The following is a 24,249-nucleotide window of genomic DNA, read 5'->3' on the forward strand; positions in this document are numbered from 1 at the left end:
AGTGAGCACTCAATGCCCGGCGGTTTTCGAGAACAGCTGGATAACCACCACGCCCAGCACAATCAGGCCCATCCCCAGCATCGCCGGCACGTCGAGCTTCTGCCCGTAGATAAACAGCGCCGCAATACTGACCATCACGATGCCCATCCCGGCCCACACGGCATAGGCCACGCCCACCGGTACGGTACGCACCACCAGGGTCAGCATCCAGAACGCCACGCCGTAGCCGACGATCACCAGCAACAGCGGGATCGGTGTGCTCCAGCCCTTGATGGCTTTCATGGAAACGGTGGCGATCACTTCCGAGCAGATGGCAATGGCCAGGTAGCAGTAAGCGGCGTTCATGGGTGAGTCCTCGGTGTAGAGCAATCTGATAAGGCCGGCATTCTAGAGTTTTCTCAGATGGGGTAAAGTCATTACCTATCCGAAATAAAGATGGGTTGAGCCATGAGCGTGCAGTGGAATCTGGAGCAGATGCGCCTGTTTGTCAGCGTCGCCGAGCAGTGTTCGTTTTCGGCGGTGGCGCGCCAGCAGCGCAAGGCGCAGTCGGCGGTCAGCAACGGCATTGCCATGCTGGAGGCGGACCTCGGCGTGAGCCTGTTCGAGCGTAGCAGCGGCCGCCAGCCGCGCCTGACCGCAGCCGGCAGCGTGTTGCTGGAGGAGGCGCGGGAAGTGCTGCGCCAGTGTGAACGGCTCAATGGCCGGGCGCTGTCACTGACCCGCGGTGAAGAAGCCTGCCTGCGCCTGGCCCAGGACGAGGCCATGTTGTTCCAGCCGGTGCTCGACAGCCTTGAGGCGCTGGCCGGGCAATACCCGTTGCTGGAGGTGCAGTTGTCCAGCGCCGCCCAGGGCGATGTAGCGCGCAAGTTGGTGGAGCGCCAGGCCGACCTGGGCCTGCTGTTCTATCACGACCAGATCCCCGAGGCATTGGAGCGGCGGGTGGTGGGCAGCGTGGAGATGGTCACCGTGTGCGGCGTGAACCACCCGCTCGCCAAGGAAAAGTACGTGACGTGCCAGCACCTGGCCCAGTTTCGCCAGTTGCTGATGTCGACCCAGACCAGCGTCTACCCCGGCAGCGAAGCGGCCAGCCCGCTGGTGTGGCGTGCCGACAGTTTCTACGTGTTGGCCGAGTGGCTGATGAGCGGCCTGGGCTGGGCGTGGCTGCCACGGCATATCGTGCAGTACCCGACCTATCAACAACAGATGGTGGAGTTGGACAGCGAATGGACGCCGCCGGCCCTGGTGGTGGAGCTGGTCTGGCGGCGCGACGAGCACCTCGGCCCCGCCGCGCGCTTTCTGGCCAAACGTTTTGCCGAGTGCTTGCAGGCGATCGACTGAAAAAGCCGATAAACTCCGCCGCCATGAATAGAACTCTCTATAGCTGTCTGTTTTACCTGGCGCTGCCGTTGGTGGCCTTACGTCTATGGTTGCGCGCACGCAAGGCACCGGCCTATGCCCAGCGCGTCGGCGAGCGCTTTTCCTACGGCTTGCCGGTGATGCGGCCGGGCGGGATCTGGGTGCATGCCGTGTCGGTGGGCGAAAGCATTGCCGCGGCGCCGATGATTCGCGGCTTGCTGGCGCGTTATCCGCAACTGCCGATCACGGTCACCTGCATGACGCCCACCGGTTCCGAGCGTATCCAGGCGTTGTTTGCCAACGAGCCGCGCATCCAGCATTGCTACCTGCCCTACGATTTGCCCTGTGCGGCCAAGCGTTTTCTTGATCGTGTGCAGCCCAAGCTGGCGGTGATCATGGAAACCGAGTTATGGCCCAACCATATCCACGCCTGCGCCCGGCGCGGTATTCCGGTGGCCTTGGCCAATGCGCGGCTGTCGGCACGCTCGGCCAAGGGCTATGCACGTTTCGCCAAACTCACGGCGCCGATGCTGTCGCAGATGAGCCTGTTCGCGGTCCAGACCCAAACCGAGGCCCAGCGTTTCCTGAGCCTGGGCGCGCGCCCGGAAACCGTCGAGGTCACCGGCTCGATCAAGTTCGACCTGACCATCGACCCCGAGCTGCCGGTGCGCGCCGCCGCCCTGCGCGCGCAGTGGGGCGCGGCTGAGCGCCCGGTGTGGATCGCTGCCAGTACCCACGAAGGCGAAGATGAAGTGGTGCTCGCGGCCCACCGGCAACTGCTCGAAAGCTACCCCAACGCGCTGTTGATTCTGGTGCCGCGTCACCAGGAGCGCTTCGGCCCGATGTACGCGCTGTGCGGTCAACAAGGGTTTGCCACGGTGCGTCGCTCCAGCGGCGAGCCGGTGACCGCGCAAACCTCGGTATTGCTCGGCGATACCATGGGCGAACTGCTGTTTCTTTATGCGCTGGCCGACAGCGCCTTCGTCGGCGGTAGCCTGGTGGCGACTGGCGGGCACAATCCGTTGGAACCGGCAGCGCTGGCCCTGCCTGTGATCATGGGGCCGCACGTATTCAACTTCCTCGACATCACCGCGATGATGCGCGAAGCCGGTGCGTTGCGAGAGGTGGATGATGCGCAGGGGCTGGCCGAGGCCGTACGACAGCTGTTCGAACTGCCGCAGGATGCACGCAGGATGGCGCAGGCGGGGCTCAAGGTGATGCAGGCCAACCAGGGCGCGTTGAAGCGCTTGCTGGATGGGTTGGGCCGATTGATCTCTCGCTGACCCTGCGCCGATCCAAATGTGGGAGGGAGTAAGCCCCCTCCGACATTGGTCTTATGGTGTTTTCAATAACCCGGGCGGGCCTTGAGCTGCTCGGCGGCCGCCTTGGCCAGGTCCGGTGGCAGGAAGTCGCGGTCCGGGTTGTAGTCGGCCTTGAGGTAGCGCGTCAGGTCCTGCAGATCCCCTGGGCTCAAGGTGCCCGCCGCCTGCTTCAGGCGCAGGTTGTCGAGGATGTAGTCGTAGCGGCTGTTGTTGTAGTTGCGCACCGACGAATACAGCTGGCGCTGTGCATCCAGCACGTCGACGATATTGCGCGTACCCACCTGGTAACCGATTTCCGTGGCTTCCACCGCACTCTGGTTAGAGATGATCGACTGGCGGCGCGCTTGCACCTGTTCCACGTCGGTGTTCACGGCGCGGTGCAGGTTGCGGGTGTTTTCCACCACCTGGCGACGCAGGCCTTCGCGTTGCTGCTCGGTCTGGCTCAGGCGCGAGTAGGATTCACGCACTTGGGAGTTGGTGAGGCCGCCGCTGTACAGCGGAATGCGCAACTGCAAGCCGATGGTCCTGCGCGACGCATCACCGTGATAGATGTCCTGGCCAAAGGCATCGGGGTTGCTGGCGCCCAGGGCGTCGTTATCACCCTTCTGGTATTGCGCCACCGCATCCAGGGTCGGCGCATGGCCGGCCTTGCGTTGCTTGAGGGTTTCTTCGGCAGCGGTGACTGCGTAGTTGCTGGCCAGCAAGTTGAGGTTCTGGCGGCCGGCAGTTTCGACCCAGGCTTTGGCGTCATTCGGCGCCGGTGGTAATACCGGCAGTGTGTGAACGATGCCTTGGATCGAATTGTACTGGCGGTTGGTCAGGGTGATCAGCGCTTCAAAGGCGTCGTCCACCTGGCGCTGGGCCACGATCCGATTGGCGCGAGCCGTGTCGTAGCTGGCCTGGGATTGCAGCACGTCGGTCTTATCCGACAGGCCGACGTCGAAACGTTCATTGGCCTGGTCCAACTGACGCTTGAACGCCGCTTCTTCAGCCTTGGTGGTGGCCAGGTTGTCCTGGGCGCGCAGCACGCTGAAGTAGCTTTCGGCGCTTTTGAGAATCAGGTCCTGCTCGGTGGCCGAAAGTTGCAGGGCCGCCTGTTCGTTAACCGCTTGCGCCGCCTGCAACTGGAACCAGCGGTCGATGCGAAACAACGGCTGGCTCAAGGTGGCCTGCCAGGAATGCGCATCACGATTGATCGTGGTGGCTGGCTGGTCGAATTGGTTACGCACGTTGTTGGAATCGGCGCCGGCCGACAGGTTCGGGAGGAGTCCGGCGCGTGCCTGGGGCACTACTTCTTTCTGTGCGCCGTATTGGGCGCGCGCTGCGGCCAGGTCGGCGTTGTTATCTACAGCTTCCTGATAGACGCTGACCAGATCGGTTCTGGTCGACAAGGGCGCTTCAGCTGCCCAGACCATTCCGTTGGTTGCACAAGACACGGCGAGAGCCAGTGAAAGTTTGCGCAGCATGAGGCAATCCCTAGATTTAATATTACGGTTATAATTTGTGGCCCAAGGCTAAGACCAGTCATCCCTAGCGTCAAGTCTCGCGGCCGTTGCCGAGTGTAGTGGCGAGATCCGTGCGCAACAATCCCGCAATCACGCCATTCATCACGCTGAATGCACCGCTATTGGCAATTTGCCCACGGCATGGTCTAGACTGGCCGCGTTCTTGTCGGGGTGCCTTGTTGGAAGGCTGAGATCGGTAAATACCGGATCCCGTTGAACCTGATCAGGTTAACGCCTGCGTAGGGAACAAGATTTCTCGTCCCCCGGCGAGTCCTCTTGTGCTTCGTCCGGGATGTTGTTCGACCTTCGAACAGCCCTCGTGCACCAAGCACAGCACTGGTTTCAGTGCGTCCATCCGTCACAGGTTCGCTCCGACAAAAATCCACCGCCTGGATAGTTGGAGAGCCCGTGATGAGTACAAAATTAAAAAACACCGTGCACTTGAGTGAATCGGCCAAGGTCGACTCCGGCTCCGTGCAGCCCTTTACCCGCTCGCAAAAAATCTACGTGCAGGGCACCCGCCCGGACATTCGCGTGCCGATGCGTGAAATCAGCCTGGACGTAACCCCCACCGACTTCGGCGGTGAAATCAACGCCCCCGTGGTGGTCTACGACACCTCCGGCCCCTACACCGACCCCAACGTCATCATCGACGTACGCAAAGGCCTGGGCGATGTACGCTCGCCGTGGATCGAGTCCCGTGGGGACACCGAGCGTCTGAACGGCCTGAGCTCGCATTTCGGTCAGCAGCGCCTCAGCGATGCCGAACTGACCGCCCTGCGCTTTGCTCATGTGAAGAACCCGCGCCGCGCCAAGGCCGGGGCCAACGTCACCCAGATGCACTACGCGCGCAAAGGCATCATCACCGCCGAGATGGAATACGTCGCCATCCGCGAAAACATGAAGCTTGAAGAAGCCCGCGCCAGTGGCCTGCTCGACCAGCAACACGCCGGCCACAGCTTCGGCGCCAGCGTGCCGAAGATCATCACCCCCGAATTCGTCCGTGAAGAAATCGCCCGTGGCCGCGCGATCATCCCGGCCAACATCAACCACACCGAACTGGAACCGATGATCATCGGCCGTAACTTCCTGGTGAAGATCAACGGCAACATCGGCAACAGCGCCCTGGGTTCGTCCATCGAAGAAGAAGTGGCGAAACTGACCTGGGGCATTCGCTGGGGCTCGGATACGGTGATGGACCTGTCCACTGGCAAGCACATCCATGAAACCCGCGAGTGGATCATCCGCAACTCGCCGGTGCCGATCGGTACCGTGCCGATCTACCAGGCGCTGGAAAAAGTCGGCGGCGCCGCCGAAGACCTGACCTGGGAGCTGTTCCGCGACACCCTGATCGAACAGGCCGAGCAGGGTGTCGATTACTTCACCATCCACGCCGGTGTGCTGCTGCGCTACGTACCGCTGACCGCCAAGCGCGTCACCGGCATCGTGTCCCGTGGCGGTTCGATCATGGCCAAGTGGTGCCTGGCGCACCACAAAGAGAACTTCACCTACACGCATTTCGACGAAATCTGCGAAATCATGAAGGCCTATGACGTCAGCTTCTCCCTCGGCGACGGCCTGCGCCCGGGCTCGATTGCCGACGCCAACGACGCCGCGCAGTTTGGTGAGCTGGAAACCCTTGGCGAGCTGACCAAGATCGCCTGGAAGCACGACGTGCAAACCATGATCGAAGGCCCCGGCCACGTGCCGATGCAGTTGATCAAGGAGAACATGGACAAGCAGCTCGAATGCTGCGACGAAGCGCCGTTCTACACCCTCGGCCCGCTGACCACCGACATCGCGCCGGGCTACGACCACATCACCTCCGGCATCGGTGCGGCGATGATCGGCTGGTTCGGTTGCGCCATGCTTTGCTACGTCACGCCCAAGGAGCACCTGGGCCTGCCGAACAAGGATGACGTGAAGACCGGGATCATCACCTACAAAATCGCCGCCCACGCGGCGGACTTGGCCAAGGGGCATCCGGGGGCGCAGATTCGCGACAATGCCTTGAGCAAGGCGCGCTTCGAGTTCCGCTGGGAAGACCAGTTCAACCTCGGCCTGGATCCGGACACTGCGCGTTCATACCACGACGAAACCCTGCCGAAAGACTCGGCCAAGGTCGCGCACTTCTGTTCAATGTGCGGGCCGAAGTTCTGCTCGATGAAAATCACCCAGGAAGTGCGTGAGTACGCGGCCAACCAACGCATTGAAGCGGTGGATGTGGACGTGGCCAAGGGCTTGGCGGAGCAGGCGGAGCGGTTCAAGCAGGAAGGTAGTCAGCTGTACAAGAAGGTCTGATCCAGAGATGGCGGTGCCTGCACCGCCGTCATCGGGGCGGTGCGACGACTCGACAAGCCCCTTCCCACATTTTGACTGAGGTATGCACAGTTTTTGTGTTCACAGCAGATCCAATGTGGGAGGGGGCTTGCCCCGGTAGCAATCTTTCAAACAAAAAATGCCCCTCAGAGATAACACCCTTGAGCATTCAACCCAGCACCTACTCCCCCGACATCGCGGTGCCTGCTGAAAAGCGCGTCTTCGGCGCCCGCGACCTGTTCTCCCTGTGGTTCTCCCTCGGCATCGGCCTGATGGTCCTGCAGACCGGCGCATTGCTCGCGCCGGGGCTGGGCTTGTCCGGTTCATTGCTGGCGATTTTCCTCGGCACCCTGGTCGGCGTGCTGTTGCTGGCTGCCGTCGGTGTAATCGGCAGTGACACCGGGCTGTCCGCCATGGCCGCCCTCAAGCTCAGCCTCGGGGCCAAAGGTGCGAGCCTGCCGGCGTTGCTGAACCTGCTGCAACTGATCGGCTGGGGCTCGTTCGAAATCATCGTGATGCGCGATGCCGCCAGCCTGTTGGGCGCGCGGGCGTTCAGCGACGGCAGCCTATTGGCCAGTCCGTTGTTGTGGACACTGTTCTTCGGTGGTTTGGCGACCTTGCTGGCGGTCAGCGGGCCCTTGACGTTTGTACGGCAGATCCTGCGCAAATGGGGCATCTGGCTGCTGCTGGCGGCCTGCCTGTGGCTGACCTGGAACCTGTTCGCCAAGGCCGATCTCGCCGCACTCTGGGCCCAGGCCGGTGACGGTTCGATGCCCTTTGCCGTCGGCTTTGATATCGCCATCGCCATGCCGCTGTCGTGGTTGCCGCTGATTGCCGATTACTCACGCTTCGGCAAGCGCGCCAAGAGTGTGTTTGGCGGTACGGCGCTGGGCTTCTTTATTGGTAATTTCTGGCTGATGAGCCTGGGCGTGGCCTACACCCTGGCGTTTGCGCCCAGCGGTGAAGTGAATGCGCTGCTGCTGGCGCTGGCCGGGGCCGGCCTGGGGATTCCGCTGTTGCTGATCCTGTTGGACGAGTCGGAAAACGCCTTTGCCGATATTCACTCGGCGGCGGTGTCCAGCGGGATTCTATTGCGCTTGAAGGTCGAGCACCTGGCCCTGGCCATCGGTGTGATCTGCACCCTGATCGCCTGTTTTGCACCGTTGGCGCAATACCAGAACTTCCTGCTGCTGATCGGCTCAGTGTTTGCGCCGTTGTTCGGCGTGGTGCTGGTGGATCATTTCATCCTGCGCCGTCGTGGTCAGGGTGTGATTGCCAGCCTGCGTTGGCCGGCACTGTTGGCCTGGCTGGGCGGCATCTCTACGTATCACCTGTTGGCCAACCTGTACCCGGAGATCGGCGCGACCCTGCCGGCGCTGGTGCTGGCAGGGCTGTTGCAGTTCATCCTGGGACGTGCCTTCAGCGGCGCGCGGGCACCAGCTCGGGCTTGAGGATGCCTTCCAGGCGCGAGTAGGGAATCTGCAACTCGACATGGCCCAACGCATACGGCGCGATGGTGCTGGTGGGGTACTTGAGGATCACGCCACCATAGGTCAGCGCCACGTTCGGGGTTTTCTGGAACGGGTAGGTTTTCACGAACTCCGGTTCCAGGCTCAGGCGGGTGCTGATCAGCCAGCTGTTGTGCGCCACCTGGGCGGCTTTCCAAAACGCGTCTTCCTTGCCTGGCAGCAGCATATCGCTCAGCCACAGGGCCTTTTGCTGCTGGCGCGAATAGTTGATGAACGCGCGGCCAGGCTCGCCATGGGTGGCGCCCTGGTCCAGGTAGCTGGACAGCTCGATGATTACCAAACCGTCATGCTGCTCGCGTACCTTGGCCTGCAAGTACATGCTGTTGCGTGGGGCGGCGGTGCTGAGGAATTGCTCGCGATAAGACTCAAGGCTCGACGGCAGCGGGTCGCCCGCGTTGGTGCGCGTCATCTCCAGCAGGCGTTGCTCGATCAACGCGTCCAGCTTGGGTTCCTTGGCAAAATGAACGGTGTCGATATTCACCAGCGGGCAATCGCTGGCGGCGCAGCCCGGCTTGCTCTGCTCGCTGGCGTCGCGGGTGGCTTCCAGCGGAGTGCGGAAGCTGGGTTGAAACAGGCTTTGGCAGGCGCCGAGGGTCAAGGCGATGCAGGCCACGGAGGCGATTTTTAAAAGCGACATGGATGTCCTTCGTCTATCGATAAGAGCGAAATTGTGCAGCTTCGACTACCGGCGGGGCAGTCAGTTCGCCACTAAGCTGATTAGAGTGAGTTTGACGCCCGCCGTCTATCCCGGCAACTGGAAAGGGGCTGCATCCAAGGGCGCGAGCGCGTTAGGATGGCGCGAATTGCATGGGACATGATGAGGACGGATATGACGGACATTGCGAAATCGACGCCGAGCACGATCGAAATTGTTCAGCGCGACAATGCCTATAAGGGCTTCTACCAGCTTGATCGCGTGCAACTGCGCCACGAAAAATTCGCGGGTGGCATGAGCCGAGTGATCAATCGCGAAGTCTTCGTCCGTCACGATGCCGTGTGTGTACTGCCCTACGATCCGCAGCGCGATGAGGTGGTGCTGAACGAGCAGTTCCGCATTGGGGCCTTGGGCCGTACCGACAATCCCTGGCTGATCGAGATGGTCGCTGGCCTGATCGACAAGGACGAGCAGCCGGAGGAGGTTGCACACCGCGAAGCCGAGGAGGAAGCTGGCTTGACCTTCTCCGCACTCTGGCCGATCACCAAGTATTTCCCGTCGCCCGGCGGCAGTACTGAGTTCGTGCACTTGTATCTGGGGCGTTGCGACAGCACAGGCGTCGGTGGTGTGCATGGGCTGGAAGAAGAAGCAGAAGATATCCGCGTTACGGTCTGGGCATTTGAAGACGCCCTGCAAGCCGTTCGCGACGGTAAGATTTCCAACGCAGCCAGCATTATCGCCCTGCAATGGCTTGCGCTTAATCGCGCGGAAGTGAGGGGGTTATGGCAGTAAAGGCACGGGAACGTTATCGAGTCGACCTGATCGGGCTGCAAGCCGCCTGCGAGGCCAACTATGCGCGGCTGATGCGCCTTCTGCCCGATATGCGCCACGCCCCGGAGGCGCGGCGCATTGGTGTTACCCATGGCGACCAGATGCTGGGCGTGCTGGCTCTGGAGGTCATCGTCAATTGCCCGTACACCACCACCTTGCGCGTACGTCAGGAACACAGCCTGCCATGGCTGCCGGTGCCGCAGTTGGAAGTGCAGGTCTACCACGATGCACGAATGGCCGAAGTCATCAGCGCCGAACATGCGCGGCGCTTTCGCAGCATCTATCCTTACCCGAATGTGTTCATGCACCAGCCCGATGAGAAAGCACAGCTCAATGTGTTCCTCGGTGAATGGTTGAGCCACTGTCTGGCCCTGGGCCATGAGTTCGCAGTCGTGCGGTAGATGTGAACTGCGTCTGCTTCCTGGGTTTCCTCTTTGCGTCCTGCCCCAGCATAATCGCTCCAACTCTATATTCCTGTGATTGCCTTGGGAGAGCGCCTTGCCGAGCGTATCCACCTTGAACCCCGATGCTGCGCTGCTGGTGCAGCTGTCCGACAGCCACCTGTTTGCCGAGGCCGACGGTTCGCTGTTGGGCATGAACACCCGTGACAGCCTGCAACGCGTGATCGAACGGGTGCGTCAGCAACACCCGCACATCGACCTGATAGTGGCCACGGGGGACTTGTCCCAGGACGGTACGCTGGAGTCTTACCAGGCATTTCGTGACCTGACTCAGCAGATCGAAGCCCCGGCGCGCTGGATTCCCGGCAATCACGACGAACCGCAGATTATGGTGCACGCCGCTGCGCACAGTGACCTGCTGGAGCCCGTGGTGGATGTCGGCAACTGGCGCATCACCCTGCTCGACTCCGCCGTGCCGGGCTCGGTGCCGGGCTACCTGCAGGATTCACAGCTGCAATTGCTGGCTCAAGCCTTGAGCGAAGCCCCTGACCGCCATCACCTGGTGTGTTTCCACCATCACCCGGTGTCCATCGGCTGTGCCTGGATGGAACCCATCGGCCTACGCAATCCAGAGGCCTTGTTTGCAGTGCTCGACCGCTTTCCGCAGGTCAAGGCGCTGCTCTGGGGCCATGTGCACCAGGAAATAGACCGCGAGCGTAATGGCGTGCGCCTGCTGGCCTCGCCGTCCACCTGCATCCAGTTCGCGCCGGGCAGCGAAGATTTCAAGGTCAGCGAGCAGGCGCCGGGCTATCGCTGGTTGCGTCTGCATGCCGACGGACGGCTGGAAACCGGGGTAGAGCGCCTGGTCGGCTTTGCATTTACGGTGGATTACGGTAGCAACGGCTACTGAGATTTACCTGTAAACTGCGCCTCTTTGGCTGAAGCACGGAGAGCCCGGCATGTCCGCTTCGATCCTGTATATCCACGGTTTCAACAGCGCGCCTGCGTCCAACAAGGCCAGCCAATTGATCACCGTGATGGATGCCCTCGGCCTGGCCGATCAACTGCGCGTGCCGGCCCTGCATCACCATCCGCGTCAGGCAATTCCTCAATTGGAGGAAGCCATTGCCCAGCTGGGGCGGCCGCTGCTAGTCGGCAGCTCGCTCGGCGGCTACTATGCAACCCATCTTGCTGAGCACCATGGCCTCAAGGCGTTGCTGGTCAACCCGGCGGTCAGCCCCCATCGGATGTTCGACGGTTACCTGGGCACCCAGAAGAACCTCTACACCGATGAAACCTGGGAACTGACCCACGACCACGTCACGGCGCTGGCCGAGCTGGAAGTACCGGCTCCCCAGGATGCCGCGCGTTACCAGGTGTGGTTGCAGACGGGGGATGAAACCCTGGATTATCGCCTCGCCCAGCAGTATTACCGGGCCTGTGCCTTGCGCATCCAGGCCGGTGGCGACCATGGTTACCAGGGGTTCGCCCAGCAATTGCCGGCGCTGTTGAGTTTTGCCGGCATTGGCGCAGATCAGTATCAATCTTTCGATTTCTCGGCACTGTAATTGCCTTGAAAATCGCAGGTTACTTTTTAATCGAACGACTCACGACGAGACCCCATGGCCACTCCCAGCGCTAGCTCTTATAACGCCGACGCCATCGAAGTCCTCTCGGGCCTCGACCCGGTGCGCAAACGCCCCGGCATGTACACCGACACCAGTCGGCCGAACCACCTTGCCCAGGAAGTCATCGACAACAGTGTCGACGAAGCCTTGGCCGGGCACGCCAAGTCGGTGCACGTCATTCTTCACGCTGACCACTCCCTGGAAGTGTCCGACGATGGTCGTGGCATGCCCGTGGATATTCACCCGGAAGAGGGCGTGTCGGGCGTCGAGCTGATCCTCACCAAGCTGCACGCCGGCGGCAAGTTCTCCAACAAGAACTACCAGTTCTCCGGTGGCTTGCACGGTGTGGGTATTTCCGTGGTCAACGCCCTGTCGACCCTGGTGCGGGTCAAGGTCAAGCGCGACGGCAACGAGTACGAGATGACCTTCGCCGATGGCTACAAAGCCACCGACCTGCAGGTGATCGGCACCGTTGGCAAGCGCAACACCGGCACCAGCGTGTACTTTGCGCCTGACCCTAAGTACTTCGACTCGCCGAAATTCTCCATCAGCCGTCTCAAGCACGTGCTCAAGGCCAAGGCCGTACTGTGCCCGGGCCTGCTGGTGACCTTTGAAGACAAAGGCACCAATGAGAAGGTCGAGTGGCACTACGAAGACGGCCTGCGCTCCTACCTGGAAGATTCCGTCAGCGATTTTGAACGCCTGCCCAACGAGCCGTTCTGCGGCAGCCTGGCGGGTAATAAGGAAGCCGTCGATTGGGCGCTGCTGTGGTTGCCCGAAGGCGGCGACAGCGTGCAGGAAAGCTACGTCAACCTGATCCCTACCGCCCAGGGCGGCACCCACGTCAATGGTTTGCGCCAGGGCTTGCTGGATGCCATGCGCGAATTCTGCGAGTACCGCAGCCTGCTGCCGCGCGGCGTCAAGCTGGCGCCGGAAGACGTGTGGGAGCGCATTGCGTTCGTACTGTCGATGAAAATGCAGGAGCCGCAGTTCTCCGGCCAGACCAAAGAGCGCCTGTCGTCCCGCGAAGCGGCGGCGTTTGTCTCCGGTGTGGTCAAGGATGCCTTCAGCCTGTGGCTCAACGAGCACCCGGAACTGGGCCTGGCCCTGGCGGAACTGGCGATCAACAACGCCGGCCGTCGCCTCAAGGCCAGCAAGAAAGTCGAGCGCAAGCGCATCACCCAGGGCCCGGCATTGCCCGGCAAGCTGGCCGATTGCGCCGGGCAGGACCCGATGCGCTCCGAACTGTTCCTGGTCGAAGGTGACTCCGCCGGTGGTTCCGCCAAGCAAGCGCGGGACAAGGAATTCCAGGCGATCCTGCCGTTGCGCGGCAAGATCCTCAATACCTGGGAAGTCGATGGCAGCGAAGTCCTTGCCAGTCAGGAAGTGCACAACATCGCGGTGGCCATCGGCGTCGACCCTGGCGCGGCGGACATGAGCCAGTTGCGCTACGGCAAGATCTGCATCCTCGCCGACGCCGACTCCGACGGCCTGCACATCGCGACCCTGCTGTGCGCGTTGTTCGTGCAGCACTTCCGCCCGTTGGTGGATGCCGGTCACGTCTACGTCGCCATGCCGCCGCTGTACCGGATCGACCTGGGCAAGGAGATTTTCTACGCCCTGGACGAAGCCGAGCGCGATGGCATCCTCGACCGCCTGGTGGCCGAGAAGAAACGCGGCAAGCCACAGGTCACGCGATTCAAGGGCCTGGGTGAAATGAACCCGCCGCAACTGCGCGAAACCACCATGGACCCGAACACCCGGCGCCTGGTGCAGTTGACCTTGGAAGACTTCGCCGCCACCTCGGAAATGATGGACATGCTGCTGGCGAAGAAACGCGCACCGGACCGCAAGTCCTGGCTGGAATCCAAAGGCAACCTCGCCGAGGTTCTGGGCTGATGCGCACAGGTTTCGCCCTGGCGATCCTGATGTTGAGCGGGCTGGTAGCGACTCAGGTCGCCGCTGCGCCCGTGGCTGAGCTCACGCTGGTGTCCGAACATCCGGTGGACGGCATGCGCGGCGGGAACCTCTCGGGGCTGGCGCTGTGTGGCAAGGAGCTGTGGACGGTTTCCGATCGTGATGACGACCAGATCTATCGGCTTGATATCAGTGCGCCGACCTGGCAAGCCGAAACGGTAAAAATCGATGTACCGCCGGTGCCGGAGTCCGGGCTGCCCTGGGGGCTGCGTTCGCGCACCAAGGCCGCTTCGTTCATTCGTGGTGGCGACCTGGATTTTGAAGGCATCAGCTGCGATGCCGCGGGTAATCGCTACATTGTCAGTGAAGCCCATGCGGCGGTGCTGAGAGTGCCGGTGAACGGTGCGCCGGAATGGTTGAAGATCGCCCCGAGCATGGTGCGCGAAGCCAGGGCCAGTGGCATGTTGCTGCACTTCAACGCCTTGTTCGAGGGCTTGGCGATCAACCCCGAAGGTAATCAGATCTGGCTGGCTGCGGAGCGTGAGCGGCGCGGCCTCATCTCCATCAAGCGCCCGCAAAGCGTGTGGGATTGTGACGGCCCCTGCGTGTTGCTGAGCGAGGCTGGCCAGGAAATGCAGCCGGCCAAGTTCACTAATGCCAAGGCGGTGTCCAAGGATTTCGCCGACCTCGCGCTGTTCAACGGCAAACTGTTTACCCTGGAGCGCAATGCGTTTCAGATATGCCGGCGCGATGCGGTCACGGCCAAGGTCGAGTTGTGCTGGTCGTTCGCCGACGAAACCCTGACGCCCGAACGCCGTTATGCCCAACCTTACGGTCTGGCCGAAGCCCTGGTGATCGACGCCGAGGGTGCCTGGCTGGGCATCGACAACAATTTCGGCCCCCGCGCCGATGGTGAAAAACGCCCCGTGGTCTATCGTTTCGCCGCCCCTGCCGGTGGCTGGAGCGCCCAGCCATGAGCCGCTATTTTTTTGAATCGATCCGGCGCGGCGGCATTTCCGCTACGCCTTACCAAACAATGATGAGGCCCGCATGAGTGACATCCTCGCAGACAGCTTAGACGGCGTAGAACGCCGGTCGCTGGCTGACTTCACCGAAAATGCCTACCTCAACTACTCCATGTACGTGATCATGGACCGTGCCTTGCCGCATATCGGCGACGGCCTGAAGCCCGTACAGCGGCGCATCATCTACGCCATGAGTGAGTTGGGCCTGGACGCCGACTCCAAGCACAAGAAGTCGGCGCGAACCGTCGGTGACGTGCTCGGTAAATTCCACCCCCACGGCGATTCGGCGTGCTACGAAGCCATGGTGCTGATGGCCCAGCCGTTCAGCTACCGCTACACCCTCGTCGATGGCCAGGGCAACTGGGGTGCGCCGGATGATCCCAAGTCCTTCGCCGCCATGCGTTACACCGAAGCGCGCCTGTCGCGGTATTCGGAAGTACTGCTCAGCGAGTTGGGCCAAGGCACCGCCAACTGGGGGCCGAACTTTGACGGTACTCTCGACGAACCGCTGGTGTTGCCCGCACGTTTGCCGAATATCCTCCTCAATGGCACCACCGGTATCGCGGTCGGCATGGCCACCGACGTACCGCCGCACAACCTGCGCGAAGTCGCCAGCGCCTGTGTACGCTTGCTGGACGAGCCCAAAGCCACGGTCGAGCAGCTCTGCGAACATATCCAGGGCCCGGATTACCCGACCGAAGCGGAAATCATCACGCCGCGCGCCGACTTGCTGAAGATGTACGAAACCGGCAAGGGCTCGGTGCGCATGCGCGCTGTGTATCACATCGAAGACGGCGACATTATCGTCACCGCGCTGCCGCACCAGGTGTCCGGTGCCAAGGTGCTGGAGCAGATTGCTGCGCTGATGCAGGCCAAGCCGTCGAAATTGCCGCAGGTCGCTGACTTGCGTGACGAGTCCGACCACGAAAACCCATGCCGCATCGTGATCATCCCGACCAACAGCCGGGTCGACCACGAAGTGCTGATGCAGCATCTATTTGCCAGCACGGAGCTGGAGTCCAGCTACCGGGTCAACGTCAATATCATTGGCCTGGACGGCAAGCCGCAGCTGAAAAACCTGCGCAATCTGCTGGTCGAGTGGCTGGAGTTCCGGATACAAACCGTACGTCGGCGCCTGCAGTTCCGCCTCGACAAGGTCGAGCGCCGCCTGCACCTGTTGGACGGCTTGCTGATTGCCTACCTCAACCTGGATGAAGTGATCCACATCATCCGCACCGCTGAGCACCCGAAAGCCGAGTTGATCGCGCGTTTCGAGTTGAGCGAGATCCAGGCCGACTACATCCTCGACACCCGTCTGCGTCAGTTGGCACGCCTGGAAGAAATGAAGCTGCGCGATGAGCAAGACGCGCTGCTCAAGGAGCAAGCCAAGCTGCAAGCGCTGCTGGGCAGCGAAGCCAAGCTGAAAAAGCTGGTGCGCACCGAGTTGATCAAAGACGCCGAAACCTATGGCGACGACCGCCGTTCGCCAATCGTTCAGCGTGCCGAAGCCAAGGCCCTGACAGAAACCGAGCTGCTGCCTAACGAGAAAATTACCGTCGTTCTGTCGGAAAAGGGTTGGGTTCGCTCCGCCAAGGGGCATGATATTGACGCCACTGGCTTGTCGTACAAAGCCGGTGATGGCTTCAAGACTGCTGCGGCCGGACGTTCCAATCAGTTTGCGGTGTTTATCGACTCCACCGGGCGCAGTTACTCGGTTCCGGCCCACACCTTGCCGTCGGCGCGTGGCCAGGGCGAGCCGTTGACCGGTCGTCTGACGCCGCCACCTGGGGCGAATTTTGAATGTGTGCTGCTGCCGGATGATGACTCGTTGTATGTGATCGCTTCCGACGCGGGTTACGGGTTTGTGGTCAAGGGTGAAGACCTGCAGGCCAAGAACAAAGCCGGTAAGGCGCTGTTGAGCCTGCCGAACAACGCCAAGGTGATCCTGCCGCGTCCGGTGGATGATCGCGAGAGCAACTGGCTGGCGTCGGTGACCACCGAAGGGCGCTTGCTGGTGTTCAAGATCAGCGATTTGCCGCAGTTGGGCAAAGGCAAGGGCAACAAGATTATCGGGATTCCCGGCGAGCGGGTGGCCAGTCGCGAAGAGTATGTGACCGACATCGCCGTGATCCCGGAAGGCGCCACCCTGGTGCTCCAGGCCGGCAAGCGCACGTTGTCACTGCGCCCTGACGACTTGGAACATTACAAGGGCGAGCGTGGCCGTCGCGGTAATAAACTGCCTCGCGGCTTCCAGCGTGTGGATGCTTTGCTGGTGGAAACGCCGGTTTAAGGCGTATTAGAGCCCTCGATCTACGGTTTAAAGCGTAGATCGACGCTTTGGCGCTGGAGTCATGGCGCATATTCACGGATGATATGGCCTTTCCAGCGCCGGCGTGGCCGAGCGTGTTTAGGTTATTTTTAGTATTACATTGTGGTTCGCCTTGTGGCAGCCACCTGGATGGGATGATGACTGCTCCACGCCTTCCTCTATTTTTGATGCTCGCTGGCCTTCTGGGGTTGGCGGGTTGCAGCACACACCAGCCGGTGTCGCTGTACCAGCTGGACAGCGGAAGTCCAGCTCAGCCAGCCCAGAACGCTGGCATGGCCGTTTTGCTGGGCCCGGTGGTCGTCGCTGACTACCTGCAACGCGAAACCCTGCTGCAACGTCAGAACGATGGCAGCCTGCAAGGTTCCACCGATGGTCGTTGGGCGGGCAGTTTATCGTCTGACATCAACCAGTTGATGTTGCGTCAGGTGGCCGGCCAGTTGGACAGCCAACGCGTGGTCCTGGCGCCTGCGCCCACCGGCTTCAGCCCGGATGTGCAGGTCTTGCTGACCATTACCCGGCTCGACTCCGGTAAGTCGCAACCGGCGATCCTCGATGCGCAATGGCGCTTGATCGACCGTCGTGGCCAGGTGCGTGATAACCGCATCGTGCACCTGCAGGAAGAACACGCCGGCACCACCGCGTCCCAGGTTCAGGCCCAGGGCGTGCTGTTGCAGCAATTGGCGCAGCAATTGTCGGTGGCCCTCAAGCCTTTGGCCAACCAGCCGCCGATTGCCGAGGCACCGCGAAAGCAGGCTCCGGCCCAGGCCAAACCGGCAGAACCGCAAAAGCCGAAGATGCCGATGGCTACGCCGATCCGTACGGATATGGAAGTGTTCAGGTTCTGATCTGAAGCGCAGATAAGCAAAAAGGCCCGCTGATTCAGCGGGCCTTTTGCTTGTGTGCGATTTACTCGAGGCTTGTTGAGATCCAAATGTAGGAGGGGGCAAGCCCTAATGCTTTTTGTAGGAGCGAGCTTGCTCGCGAAAAACTCACAGGCGCCGCGTTCATTCAGGAACAACGCGTTATCGTTGACGTTTTTCGCGAGCAAGCTCGCTCCTACAGGAGACATTAGTCCGGCGGTGTTCTTCAGGGCTTTGCGCGGGTCTCGTGCATCCGCGCCAGCTGCCGCTCCAGCATCGAGGGATACGGCTCCATCAACCGCTCCACACAGCTTGCCCCTTCGGGGCTGGCAATCGGACGAATGCGCGCGCGTTGGCGGATCAGCGTGTCTTCACTGATCTTGCGCTCCACCAGCAGCAGGTTGCGGCTGTGTTGGGACAAGGCCAGTGCATCCTGGGCGTTTTCAGTCAGCAGCAGGTCGATCTGGCTCATGCCAAACAGATCATCCCCCACCGTCAGGCCCAGTTGCAGTTGCAGGGTGATGCCGCTGTCGGCGACTTCGATCTGCAATTCATGGCCCAGGGCGCGCAACAGCTCGCCGCAGCAGATTGCATTGGTCAGGTAGTCTTCGCCGCTGTCTTCGCTGTGGAACAGCATCAGCGTGCTGCCGTCGTTCAGGGTGTGCAGTTCGCTCTGGTACAGCGAGGCGGCCTGGTCGAGGCAGTCGCGGTAGCGTTCCAGCAGTTCGGTCAAGCGTGCGCGAGGCAGGCGACGCAATTGGTCCTGGGCACCCAGTTGCACGGCGAGCACAGCGCTGTACTGCGGCTCGCTGCTGCGTACCGGCGCTGCCTTGGGGGCGATTGCGCTGCTGTCGGCTGACGTATCGCGCAGGTCGGCGAAGGGGTCTTCATCGTCCAGCTCGTCTTCCTCGGCCTTGAATGCATGGCGCGGTGCCGGCTTGAGGCCCGCCACCGGAGGGCGCTCGTCGAAGCCCGGGTCGCGCAGGTTGCGCACTTCGAACTCTGGTTCGTCGTCGTAATCGGTGTCGTCGTATTCGGGCTCTGGCTCGACTTCGGGCACCACCGGTTCCGGGGCGAAGCTGGCGTGCAACTGACGGGCAAGGTCGCCGATTTCATCCTGGCGGTCGGTAGCCGGGGTGTGCTCGTCGATATCCCGCAGCCAGATGCGCAGTTGCATGAGCGGCGTGGAGATATGCCGCCCCAGGCGCAAGCTCAGGGCCAGGGCCAATGCCAGCAGGATGGCGCTGAGGATGCCCATGCTTTGCAGGCTGATGGTCATCGGCTGCTGGAACTGTTGCATGTCGAGGCTGATACGCAGTTGGCCGGCCTTCACATCCTGAAACGTGATATTGCTCTGGTACAGGCCTTCGGCTTCGCCCAGCAGGCCGTTTTTCGGGCGCTGCCCGGCTTCGGCCATGATGCGGTTGTCCACGCTGTAGATGGCCGCATGGGCCACCAGCGGGTTCTTGGTCAGGTTGTTGAGCAGCACGTTGAGGCTGAGGATGTCGTTGGACACCAGCAGCTCAGTCGCCGAAGTGGCGGTCTGAGTGGTCAGGCTCTCGCCCAGGGCGTCGGCTTGCTCGTGCATGGCCTGCTTGAATTGCAAACCCATCACGCAGGCGTAGATCACCAGGGCCAGGGCGACCAGGATCACGTTATGGCTGGCGATGCGTAATGCGATCGGTACACGGCGGTGGCGCAGTGCCCGGAAGATCAGCAGGAAGAAGTTGTCGGTTTTTACTGGCGTGGGCCGGTTCACTTGAGCTCGGCTCTTGGTCCGTGAAGTTGACGCGCAGTATAGCGACAGGCCCAAGACCGGCAAAGCGCTGGCTGTGCCCGATGGTCACTGAAAGTGGGTAGAATGCGGTTTTTTTCCAGCCTGGGGGTGCGCCTTGCGCGAAATTGTCCTGATTAACATCACTGGTGAAGACCGCCCAGGTCTTACCGCAGCCATTACCGGCGTTCTGGCCCAGGGTGGTGTGAACATTCTCGACATCGGCCAGGCAGTGATCCACGACACGCTGTCGTTCGGCATCCTGGTGGAAATCCCCAGCACCGAGCAGGCCTCGTCGGTGCTCAAGGACATCCTGTTTACGGCGTATAAGCTGGATCAGCAGGTGCGTTTCACCCCGGTATCCGAAGAGGATTACCAGCAGTGGGTGGCCGGCCAGGGCAAGAAGCGCCATATCGTGACGCTGCTGACCCGTAAGGTCACCGCCGAACAGCTGCAGCGCGTCAGCTCCATCACCGCGCAGTATGGTTTGAACATCGACCATATCGACCGTCTGTCGGGCCGCATGCCATTGGACACCCCCGCCGACAAGGGCAAGGGCTGCATCGAGTTCTCCGTGCGCGGCGAACCGGCCGACCCGCAGGCCCTGCGCGCCGAATTCCTCAGCGTGGCCCAGGAGCTGAATGTCGATATCGCCTTCCAGGAAGATTCGCTGTTCCGCCGCAATCGCCGCCTGGCGGTGTTCGATATGGACTCCACGCTGATCGAAGCCGAAGTTATCGACGAATTGGCCAAGGCGGCCGGCGTGGGTGAGCAGGTGTCCGCGATCACCGAGCGCGCCATGGCCGGCGAATTGGATTTTCGCGCCAGCTTCAAGGAGCGCCTGGCCTTGCTCAAGGGGCTGGACGTGAGCGTGCTGGACTCCATCGGCGCGTCGCTGCGCCTGACCGAAGGCGCCGAAACCTTGTTCGCCGAACTCAAGCGCCTGGGCTACAAGACTGCGATCCTGTCGGGCGGCTTTACCTACTTCGCCAAGCAATTGCAGGCCAAGCTGGGCATCGACTATGTGTTCGCCAACGAGCTGGAAGTGGTGGATGGCAAGGTGACCGGTGTGGCGGTTGAGCCGATTGTCGATGCACAGCGCAAGGCGGATCTGCTGAAGGAATTGGCCCACAAGGAAGGTTTGCGTCTGGAGCAGACCATTGCGGTCGGTGACGGCGCCAACGACTTGCCGATGCTGGCAATTGCTGGTTTGGGCGTGGCGTTCCGCGCCAAGCCATTGGTCAAGCAATCGGCCAAGCAGGCGATTTCGACCTTGGGGTTGGATGGCGTGCTGTATCTGCTGGGCTTTCGCGACCGCGACGGTCAGCTGTAACTGACTAACAAATGTGGGAGGGGGCTTGCCCCCGATGGCTGTGGTTCAGTCACTGATGTGTTGACTGATACCCCGCTATCGGGAGCAAGCCCCCTCTCACATGGGGTTCGGTGTCAGGCTTTAGGTAAAGCGATACCTTGGCCCATCTGCACCGGCGAACCCGCCACCAATTCTTCTGCCCACTTCACCTGATCCGGCCCGAACAGCACGATCGCAGTCGAGCCCAGCTTGAAACGACCCAACTCCGCACCCTTTTCCAGATGGATCGGCGCGCGTGCGGCTTCGTCATAGCGGAAGGTTTTCAGCTCGCGTTTCGGCGGGGTGACCAGTCCGGCCCATACCGTTTCAATCGACGCCACAATCATTGCGCCCACCAATACCACGGCCATCGGGCCGCGTTCGGTGTCGAACAGGCAGACAACACGCTCGTTACGCGCAAACAACTCTGGCACGTTTTCGGCGGTGGTCTGGTTCACCGAGAAAATCCGCCCAGGTACGTAGACCATTTCGCGCAGGGTACCGGCCAGAGGCATATGCACCCGGTGGTAGTCCTTCGGCGACAGGTAGATGGTGGCGAAGTCGCCGCCCATAAACGGCGCAGCGACCGCTGCATCACCGCCCAACAGTTCCAGCACGCTGAAGCTGTGGCCTTTGGCCTGGAACACACGGCCATGTTCGATAGGACCCAACTGGCTGACCGCGCCATCGGCTGGGCTCAATACAGCGCCAGGGGTCTGGTCCAGTGGGCGGGCGCCGTCTTTCAGGGCGCGGGTGAAGAAGGCGTTGAAGTGCTCGTAAGCGGTCACGTCTTCTACCAGGGCTTGGGACATGTCCACTTGATAGCGCTTGGCGAACCACGTGGTGAAGGCATTCTTGAACCAGCGCACGCGGCACTCGGCGACGCAACCGGCCAACCGCGACAGCAGGTGGTGCGGCAGCAGGTACTGGCTGAGGATAAACAACTGCTTTTTCATTTACTGTCCTTAAACCTTAAATCTCGACGGGGGTGTCGGGGTGGTTGCCCCATTCGCCCCAGGAACCGGCATAACCTTTGACTCGCGGATAACCGAGCGCCTTGGCCACCAGGTAGGTGAAGCCAGAGCGGTGATGAGTCTGGCAGTGGGTGATGATTTCTTTGTCTTTGGTCAGCCCGAGGTCTTCCAGGATCTGTGGCATGTCGCGGCGGATGCGCAGGTTGCGCGCCTTGTCCATGCCCGCAGTCCATTCGAAGTTCACCGCGCCGGGTATATGACCGCCTTTGGCCGCGAGCACTTTCTCGCCGGAATATTCCAGCGGCCCGCGCGCATCCCAGATACCCAGGTCGGCGGCGCCGAGACGGCTTTGCAGGTATTCGCGGGTAGCGGTGGGGCCATCGTGCAGCGTGAGACTGACCGGGCCGCCGGCCGGGGCGGGCACGTCGGTGGCGAGCGGATGTTTGCCCTCCAGCCACGCCAGCAGGCCGCCATCCAGGTAGTGGTATTTCTGGTGGTCGATCACGTCGAGTAGCCAGATGAAGCGCCCGGCCCAGCCACCGCCTTCGTCGTCATAGACCACGTAGGTAGCGTCGGGCGTGTGGCCCAGTTCGCCGAACAGTTTCTCAAGATCGGCCTTGCCGGGCAGCAGGCCGGGTGCCGGCGCCTGGCCCAGTTGGGTGCGCTTGGGGTCAACGAAATGCGCGCCGGGGATGTGCCCTTCGGCGTAGCGGGCGGCGCTGGTGAGGTCCACCAGAATCAGGTGTTCGGCATCCAGTTGACCGAGCAGGTCACTGGATTCGATCACCAGCGGCAAGCCAGAGAAGTCAGGCATGTGAGGTCTCCTGGGCACAAATGTCGGCGATTAAAGGACGGCGATTGTAGCGCAAGCATCAAGCGCTGCGGTTGGTAAAGCTGTGCAGGGCTTTCTCGATGCATTGGGCGGTTTTACCGAAGGCCTGCACGGTGGTTTCCGAGAATGGCCCGCCGCCCTGGTCGGCGACCATCACCATCACCACGCGACCATTGCAGCTCATCGAGCGCAACAACAGGTGCTCGCCAGTGAACAGGCGGCGCAGGATCGGCGGCAGCAGTGCCGAAAACTGCGCGTGGTTTTCCGGCGTTAAGCGCACCTGGGCGGACTTCTCCAGCAGGCGCTGCAGCAGCGTGCTGTTGACCACATCCAGGCTCAGGTTGGCGGCGTCCTTCGGCAGGCCGTCGGCCTGATGTACACGCAAGGTGCTCAGGGCGCGATCGGCCATAAACAGCAGCACGCGCTGCATACCGCTGGCCACCAAGGCCTCCTTGGCGCACGTGGTCAAATGCATGGCATTGGCAAAGCGGCTTGGCTCCAGCAGCAGTTCGGTGCAGCGCTTGCGCCAGACGGCCAGTGATTCGGCAGTGGGTGGCGGCGCCGGCAGCAGGCCGCGATGAATTTTTTGCACATGCCACGGCCAGATCAGCGACAGCGCCGGGTGCCAGAGATCGGGCATCAAGGTGTCGCGGGCACTGGTGACGGCTTGCTGGTGGGCCTGTTGCTGCACTTCGCTCAGGGGCTGTTGCAGGTACAGCGCGGTGAGGTATTGCCAGCGCTGGGTGTGCGGGCAGGTCCAGGACTCCTGGGCCGACATCGCCAAGCCGTTGGCCAGCAGCACCGTGTTGGCCGGCTGGTTCAGCCAGCGGCGCAGGTTGGGTTCGGCGTCGAGTAATTGCTGGTGACGCAGTGGGTCGTCTTCGCGGGCGATATGCAGTGCCTTGACCAGCAAGCGCTGCTCGTTCCGCAGCAGGGTATACCCCTGGGATACCCAGATCGGCAGGTGCCAGGTCTCTGTCAGGCCGAGGCACAGGTCCAGCAGGCGTACGCCGAACAATGCCTGCTCGACCTTGCGTGCCGACTCGCCTTTGTGGATGACCCGCAGTTCCCATTCTTCCAGGAGCTTGGGGTAGGCAACGGCCATCGGCCACAGCGGTGAAAGAAACAGCAGGCTGCCCCAATGAATGTCCTGCCACAGCCGCGCCAGGCGGCTGCCGAACAATCCGTTGGCTTGTTGCGAGGCGTGCTGGCTGACCAGCAACAGCTGGCGCAGCGCTACGGGAATTTCATGCGCCGGCACAGACGGCAGGCGTGCCAGCAGTTCCTCGGCGCGTTTGAGGCCCAGGCGGTTAAGCGCCACTTCGAGGTTTTCCGCCGGCGCCGCCAGGCTGCCATGGGTGTGGCTGTTGGCCTCGCGCATGACGCTCAGTACGAGCGCCGGGCTGTTTTGCATCAGTTCGGCAATATCTCGCAACGAACTGCGGCTATCGCGGATGGCTTTGCACACGCGGTCGTGGCTGGCCTGGGGGACGGGCAGCAGCACGTCGTCCAGGCGCTTGATCCAAGCGGCGAGAGAAGTAGGTTTTGCAGTTGGGACTGTCGTTTCATTAGCCATGATTGGGGCGCGATCATCACTTGCGGTCAACACGCCCGGAGCGGGCCGAACTGGCTTTTCGCCTT

General features: G+C 61.8%; 20 protein-coding genes and 1 riboswitch. Of the genes, 13 read left to right on the plus strand and 7 right to left on the minus strand.

What is annotated here, in order from left to right; translation table 11 throughout:
* Positions 1-9 precede the first annotated feature (9 nt).
* Positions 10-345, minus strand: a complete 336-nt coding sequence (locus AD670_RS26495; protein WP_027604927.1) for a multidrug efflux SMR transporter — start codon at positions 343-345, stop codon at positions 10-12.
* A 102-nt stretch (positions 346-447) separates the two neighbouring features.
* Here AD670_RS26495 and AD670_RS26500 point away from each other — a divergent pair, with 102 nt between their 5' ends.
* Together AD670_RS26500 and waaA are read left to right on the plus strand one after the other, a co-directional pair.
* Positions 448-1,338: a LysR family transcriptional regulator gene (locus AD670_RS26500; RefSeq protein WP_053139326.1), complete on the plus strand. Its 891-nt coding sequence runs from the start codon at positions 448-450 to the stop codon at positions 1,336-1,338.
* A gap of 23 nt (positions 1,339-1,361) precedes the next feature.
* A complete protein-coding gene (gene waaA, locus AD670_RS26505) occupies positions 1,362-2,639 on the plus strand; it encodes a lipid IV(A) 3-deoxy-D-manno-octulosonic acid transferase (RefSeq protein WP_053139328.1) in 1,278 nt (425 codons plus the stop codon).
* Between the two features lie 62 nt (positions 2,640-2,701).
* Here the strand turns inward: waaA and AD670_RS26510 are convergent, their stop codons facing one another.
* Entirely contained in the window at positions 2,702-4,144 is a 1,443-nt protein-coding gene (locus AD670_RS26510) for a TolC family outer membrane protein (protein ID WP_053139330.1), read from the minus strand.
* 196 nt (positions 4,145-4,340) lie between these two features.
* Positions 4,341-4,446, plus strand: a riboswitch (TPP riboswitch).
* A 148-nt stretch (positions 4,447-4,594) separates the two neighbouring features.
* Here AD670_RS26510 and thiC point away from each other — a divergent pair.
* Entirely contained in the window at positions 4,595-6,484 is a 1,890-nt protein-coding gene (gene thiC, locus AD670_RS26515) for a phosphomethylpyrimidine synthase ThiC (protein WP_053139332.1), read from the plus strand.
* A 179-nt stretch (positions 6,485-6,663) separates the two neighbouring features.
* The gene (gene cytX / locus AD670_RS26520) at positions 6,664-7,953 is read left to right on the plus strand and encodes a putative hydroxymethylpyrimidine transporter CytX (protein WP_053139334.1); all 1,290 of its coding nucleotides are present in this window, start codon (positions 6,664-6,666) and stop codon (positions 7,951-7,953) included.
* Here cytX and AD670_RS26525 read toward each other — a convergent pair.
* Positions 7,922-8,668 (minus strand): RsiV family protein, encoded by a 747-nt coding sequence (locus AD670_RS26525; protein WP_053139336.1) that lies wholly within the window; start codon positions 8,666-8,668, stop codon positions 7,922-7,924. The genes cytX and AD670_RS26525 overlap by 32 nt on opposite strands.
* A gap of 192 nt (positions 8,669-8,860) precedes the next feature.
* Here AD670_RS26525 and AD670_RS26530 point away from each other — a divergent pair, with 192 nt between their 5' ends.
* From AD670_RS26530 to AD670_RS26565, 8 genes are all read left to right on the plus strand, one after another.
* Positions 8,861-9,478, plus strand: a complete 618-nt coding sequence (locus AD670_RS26530) for an NUDIX domain-containing protein (protein ID WP_053139338.1) — start codon at positions 8,861-8,863, stop codon at positions 9,476-9,478.
* Positions 9,469-9,918, plus strand: a complete 450-nt coding sequence (locus AD670_RS26535; protein ID WP_053139340.1) for a DUF1249 domain-containing protein — start codon at positions 9,469-9,471, stop codon at positions 9,916-9,918. Before AD670_RS26530 ends, AD670_RS26535 begins: the two co-directional genes overlap by 10 nt.
* A gap of 97 nt (positions 9,919-10,015) precedes the next feature.
* Positions 10,016-10,828 (plus strand): 3',5'-cyclic-AMP phosphodiesterase, encoded by an 813-nt coding sequence (gene cpdA, locus AD670_RS26540; RefSeq protein WP_053139342.1) that lies wholly within the window; start codon positions 10,016-10,018, stop codon positions 10,826-10,828.
* Positions 10,829-10,877: 49 nt separating this feature from the next.
* Positions 10,878-11,486: a YqiA/YcfP family alpha/beta fold hydrolase gene (locus AD670_RS26545; RefSeq protein WP_053139344.1), complete on the plus strand. Its 609-nt coding sequence runs from the start codon at positions 10,878-10,880 to the stop codon at positions 11,484-11,486.
* A gap of 54 nt (positions 11,487-11,540) precedes the next feature.
* Positions 11,541-13,445, plus strand: coding sequence for a DNA topoisomerase IV subunit B (gene parE, locus AD670_RS26550; protein WP_053139346.1), 1,905 nt, complete (start codon positions 11,541-11,543; stop codon positions 13,443-13,445).
* On the plus strand, positions 13,445-14,440 hold the full coding sequence (locus AD670_RS26555; RefSeq protein WP_053139348.1) for an esterase-like activity of phytase family protein: 996 nt from the start codon (positions 13,445-13,447) through the stop codon (positions 14,438-14,440). The genes parE and AD670_RS26555 overlap by 1 nt, the downstream gene beginning before the upstream one ends.
* A 73-nt stretch (positions 14,441-14,513) precedes the next feature.
* The gene (gene parC, locus AD670_RS26560) at positions 14,514-16,778 is read left to right on the plus strand and encodes a DNA topoisomerase IV subunit A (RefSeq protein ID WP_053139350.1); all 2,265 of its coding nucleotides are present in this window, start codon (positions 14,514-14,516) and stop codon (positions 16,776-16,778) included.
* 173 nt (positions 16,779-16,951) lie between these two features.
* The gene (locus AD670_RS26565) at positions 16,952-17,662 is read left to right on the plus strand and encodes a membrane integrity-associated transporter subunit PqiC (protein ID WP_053139352.1); all 711 of its coding nucleotides are present in this window, start codon (positions 16,952-16,954) and stop codon (positions 17,660-17,662) included.
* Positions 17,663-17,903: 241 nt separating this feature from the next.
* On the opposite strand, the gene AD670_RS26570 is transcribed toward AD670_RS26565, so the two are convergent.
* Complete coding sequence (locus tag AD670_RS26570; protein ID WP_053139354.1) at positions 17,904-19,436, minus strand: AhpA/YtjB family protein; 1,533 nt, start codon at positions 19,434-19,436, stop codon at positions 17,904-17,906.
* Between the two features lie 133 nt (positions 19,437-19,569).
* On the opposite strand from AD670_RS26570, the gene serB reads away from it, so the two are divergent.
* The gene (serB, locus tag AD670_RS26575; RefSeq protein WP_053139356.1) at positions 19,570-20,784 is read left to right on the plus strand and encodes a phosphoserine phosphatase SerB; all 1,215 of its coding nucleotides are present in this window, start codon (positions 19,570-19,572) and stop codon (positions 20,782-20,784) included.
* A 113-nt stretch (positions 20,785-20,897) separates the two neighbouring features.
* On the opposite strand, the gene asd is transcribed toward serB, so the two are convergent.
* Genes asd through AD670_RS26590 form a run of 3 tightly spaced genes read right to left on the minus strand, consistent with a single transcriptional unit; the run spans position 20,898 to position 24,184 of the window.
* The gene (gene asd / locus AD670_RS26580) at positions 20,898-21,758 is read right to left on the minus strand and encodes an archaetidylserine decarboxylase (RefSeq protein ID WP_053139358.1); all 861 of its coding nucleotides are present in this window, start codon (positions 21,756-21,758) and stop codon (positions 20,898-20,900) included.
* A 16-nt stretch (positions 21,759-21,774) separates the two neighbouring features.
* Entirely contained in the window at positions 21,775-22,590 is an 816-nt protein-coding gene (locus AD670_RS26585; protein WP_053139360.1) for a rhodanese-like domain-containing protein, read from the minus strand.
* 58 nt (positions 22,591-22,648) lie between these two features.
* Positions 22,649-24,184, minus strand: a complete 1,536-nt coding sequence (locus tag AD670_RS26590; protein ID WP_053139362.1) for an HDOD domain-containing protein — start codon at positions 24,182-24,184, stop codon at positions 22,649-22,651.
* Between the last annotated feature and the right edge of the window lie 65 nt (positions 24,185-24,249).

The organism is Pseudomonas sp. MIACH (genome assembly GCF_001269925.1).
GTDB lineage: Bacteria > Pseudomonadota > Gammaproteobacteria > Pseudomonadales > Pseudomonadaceae > Aquipseudomonas.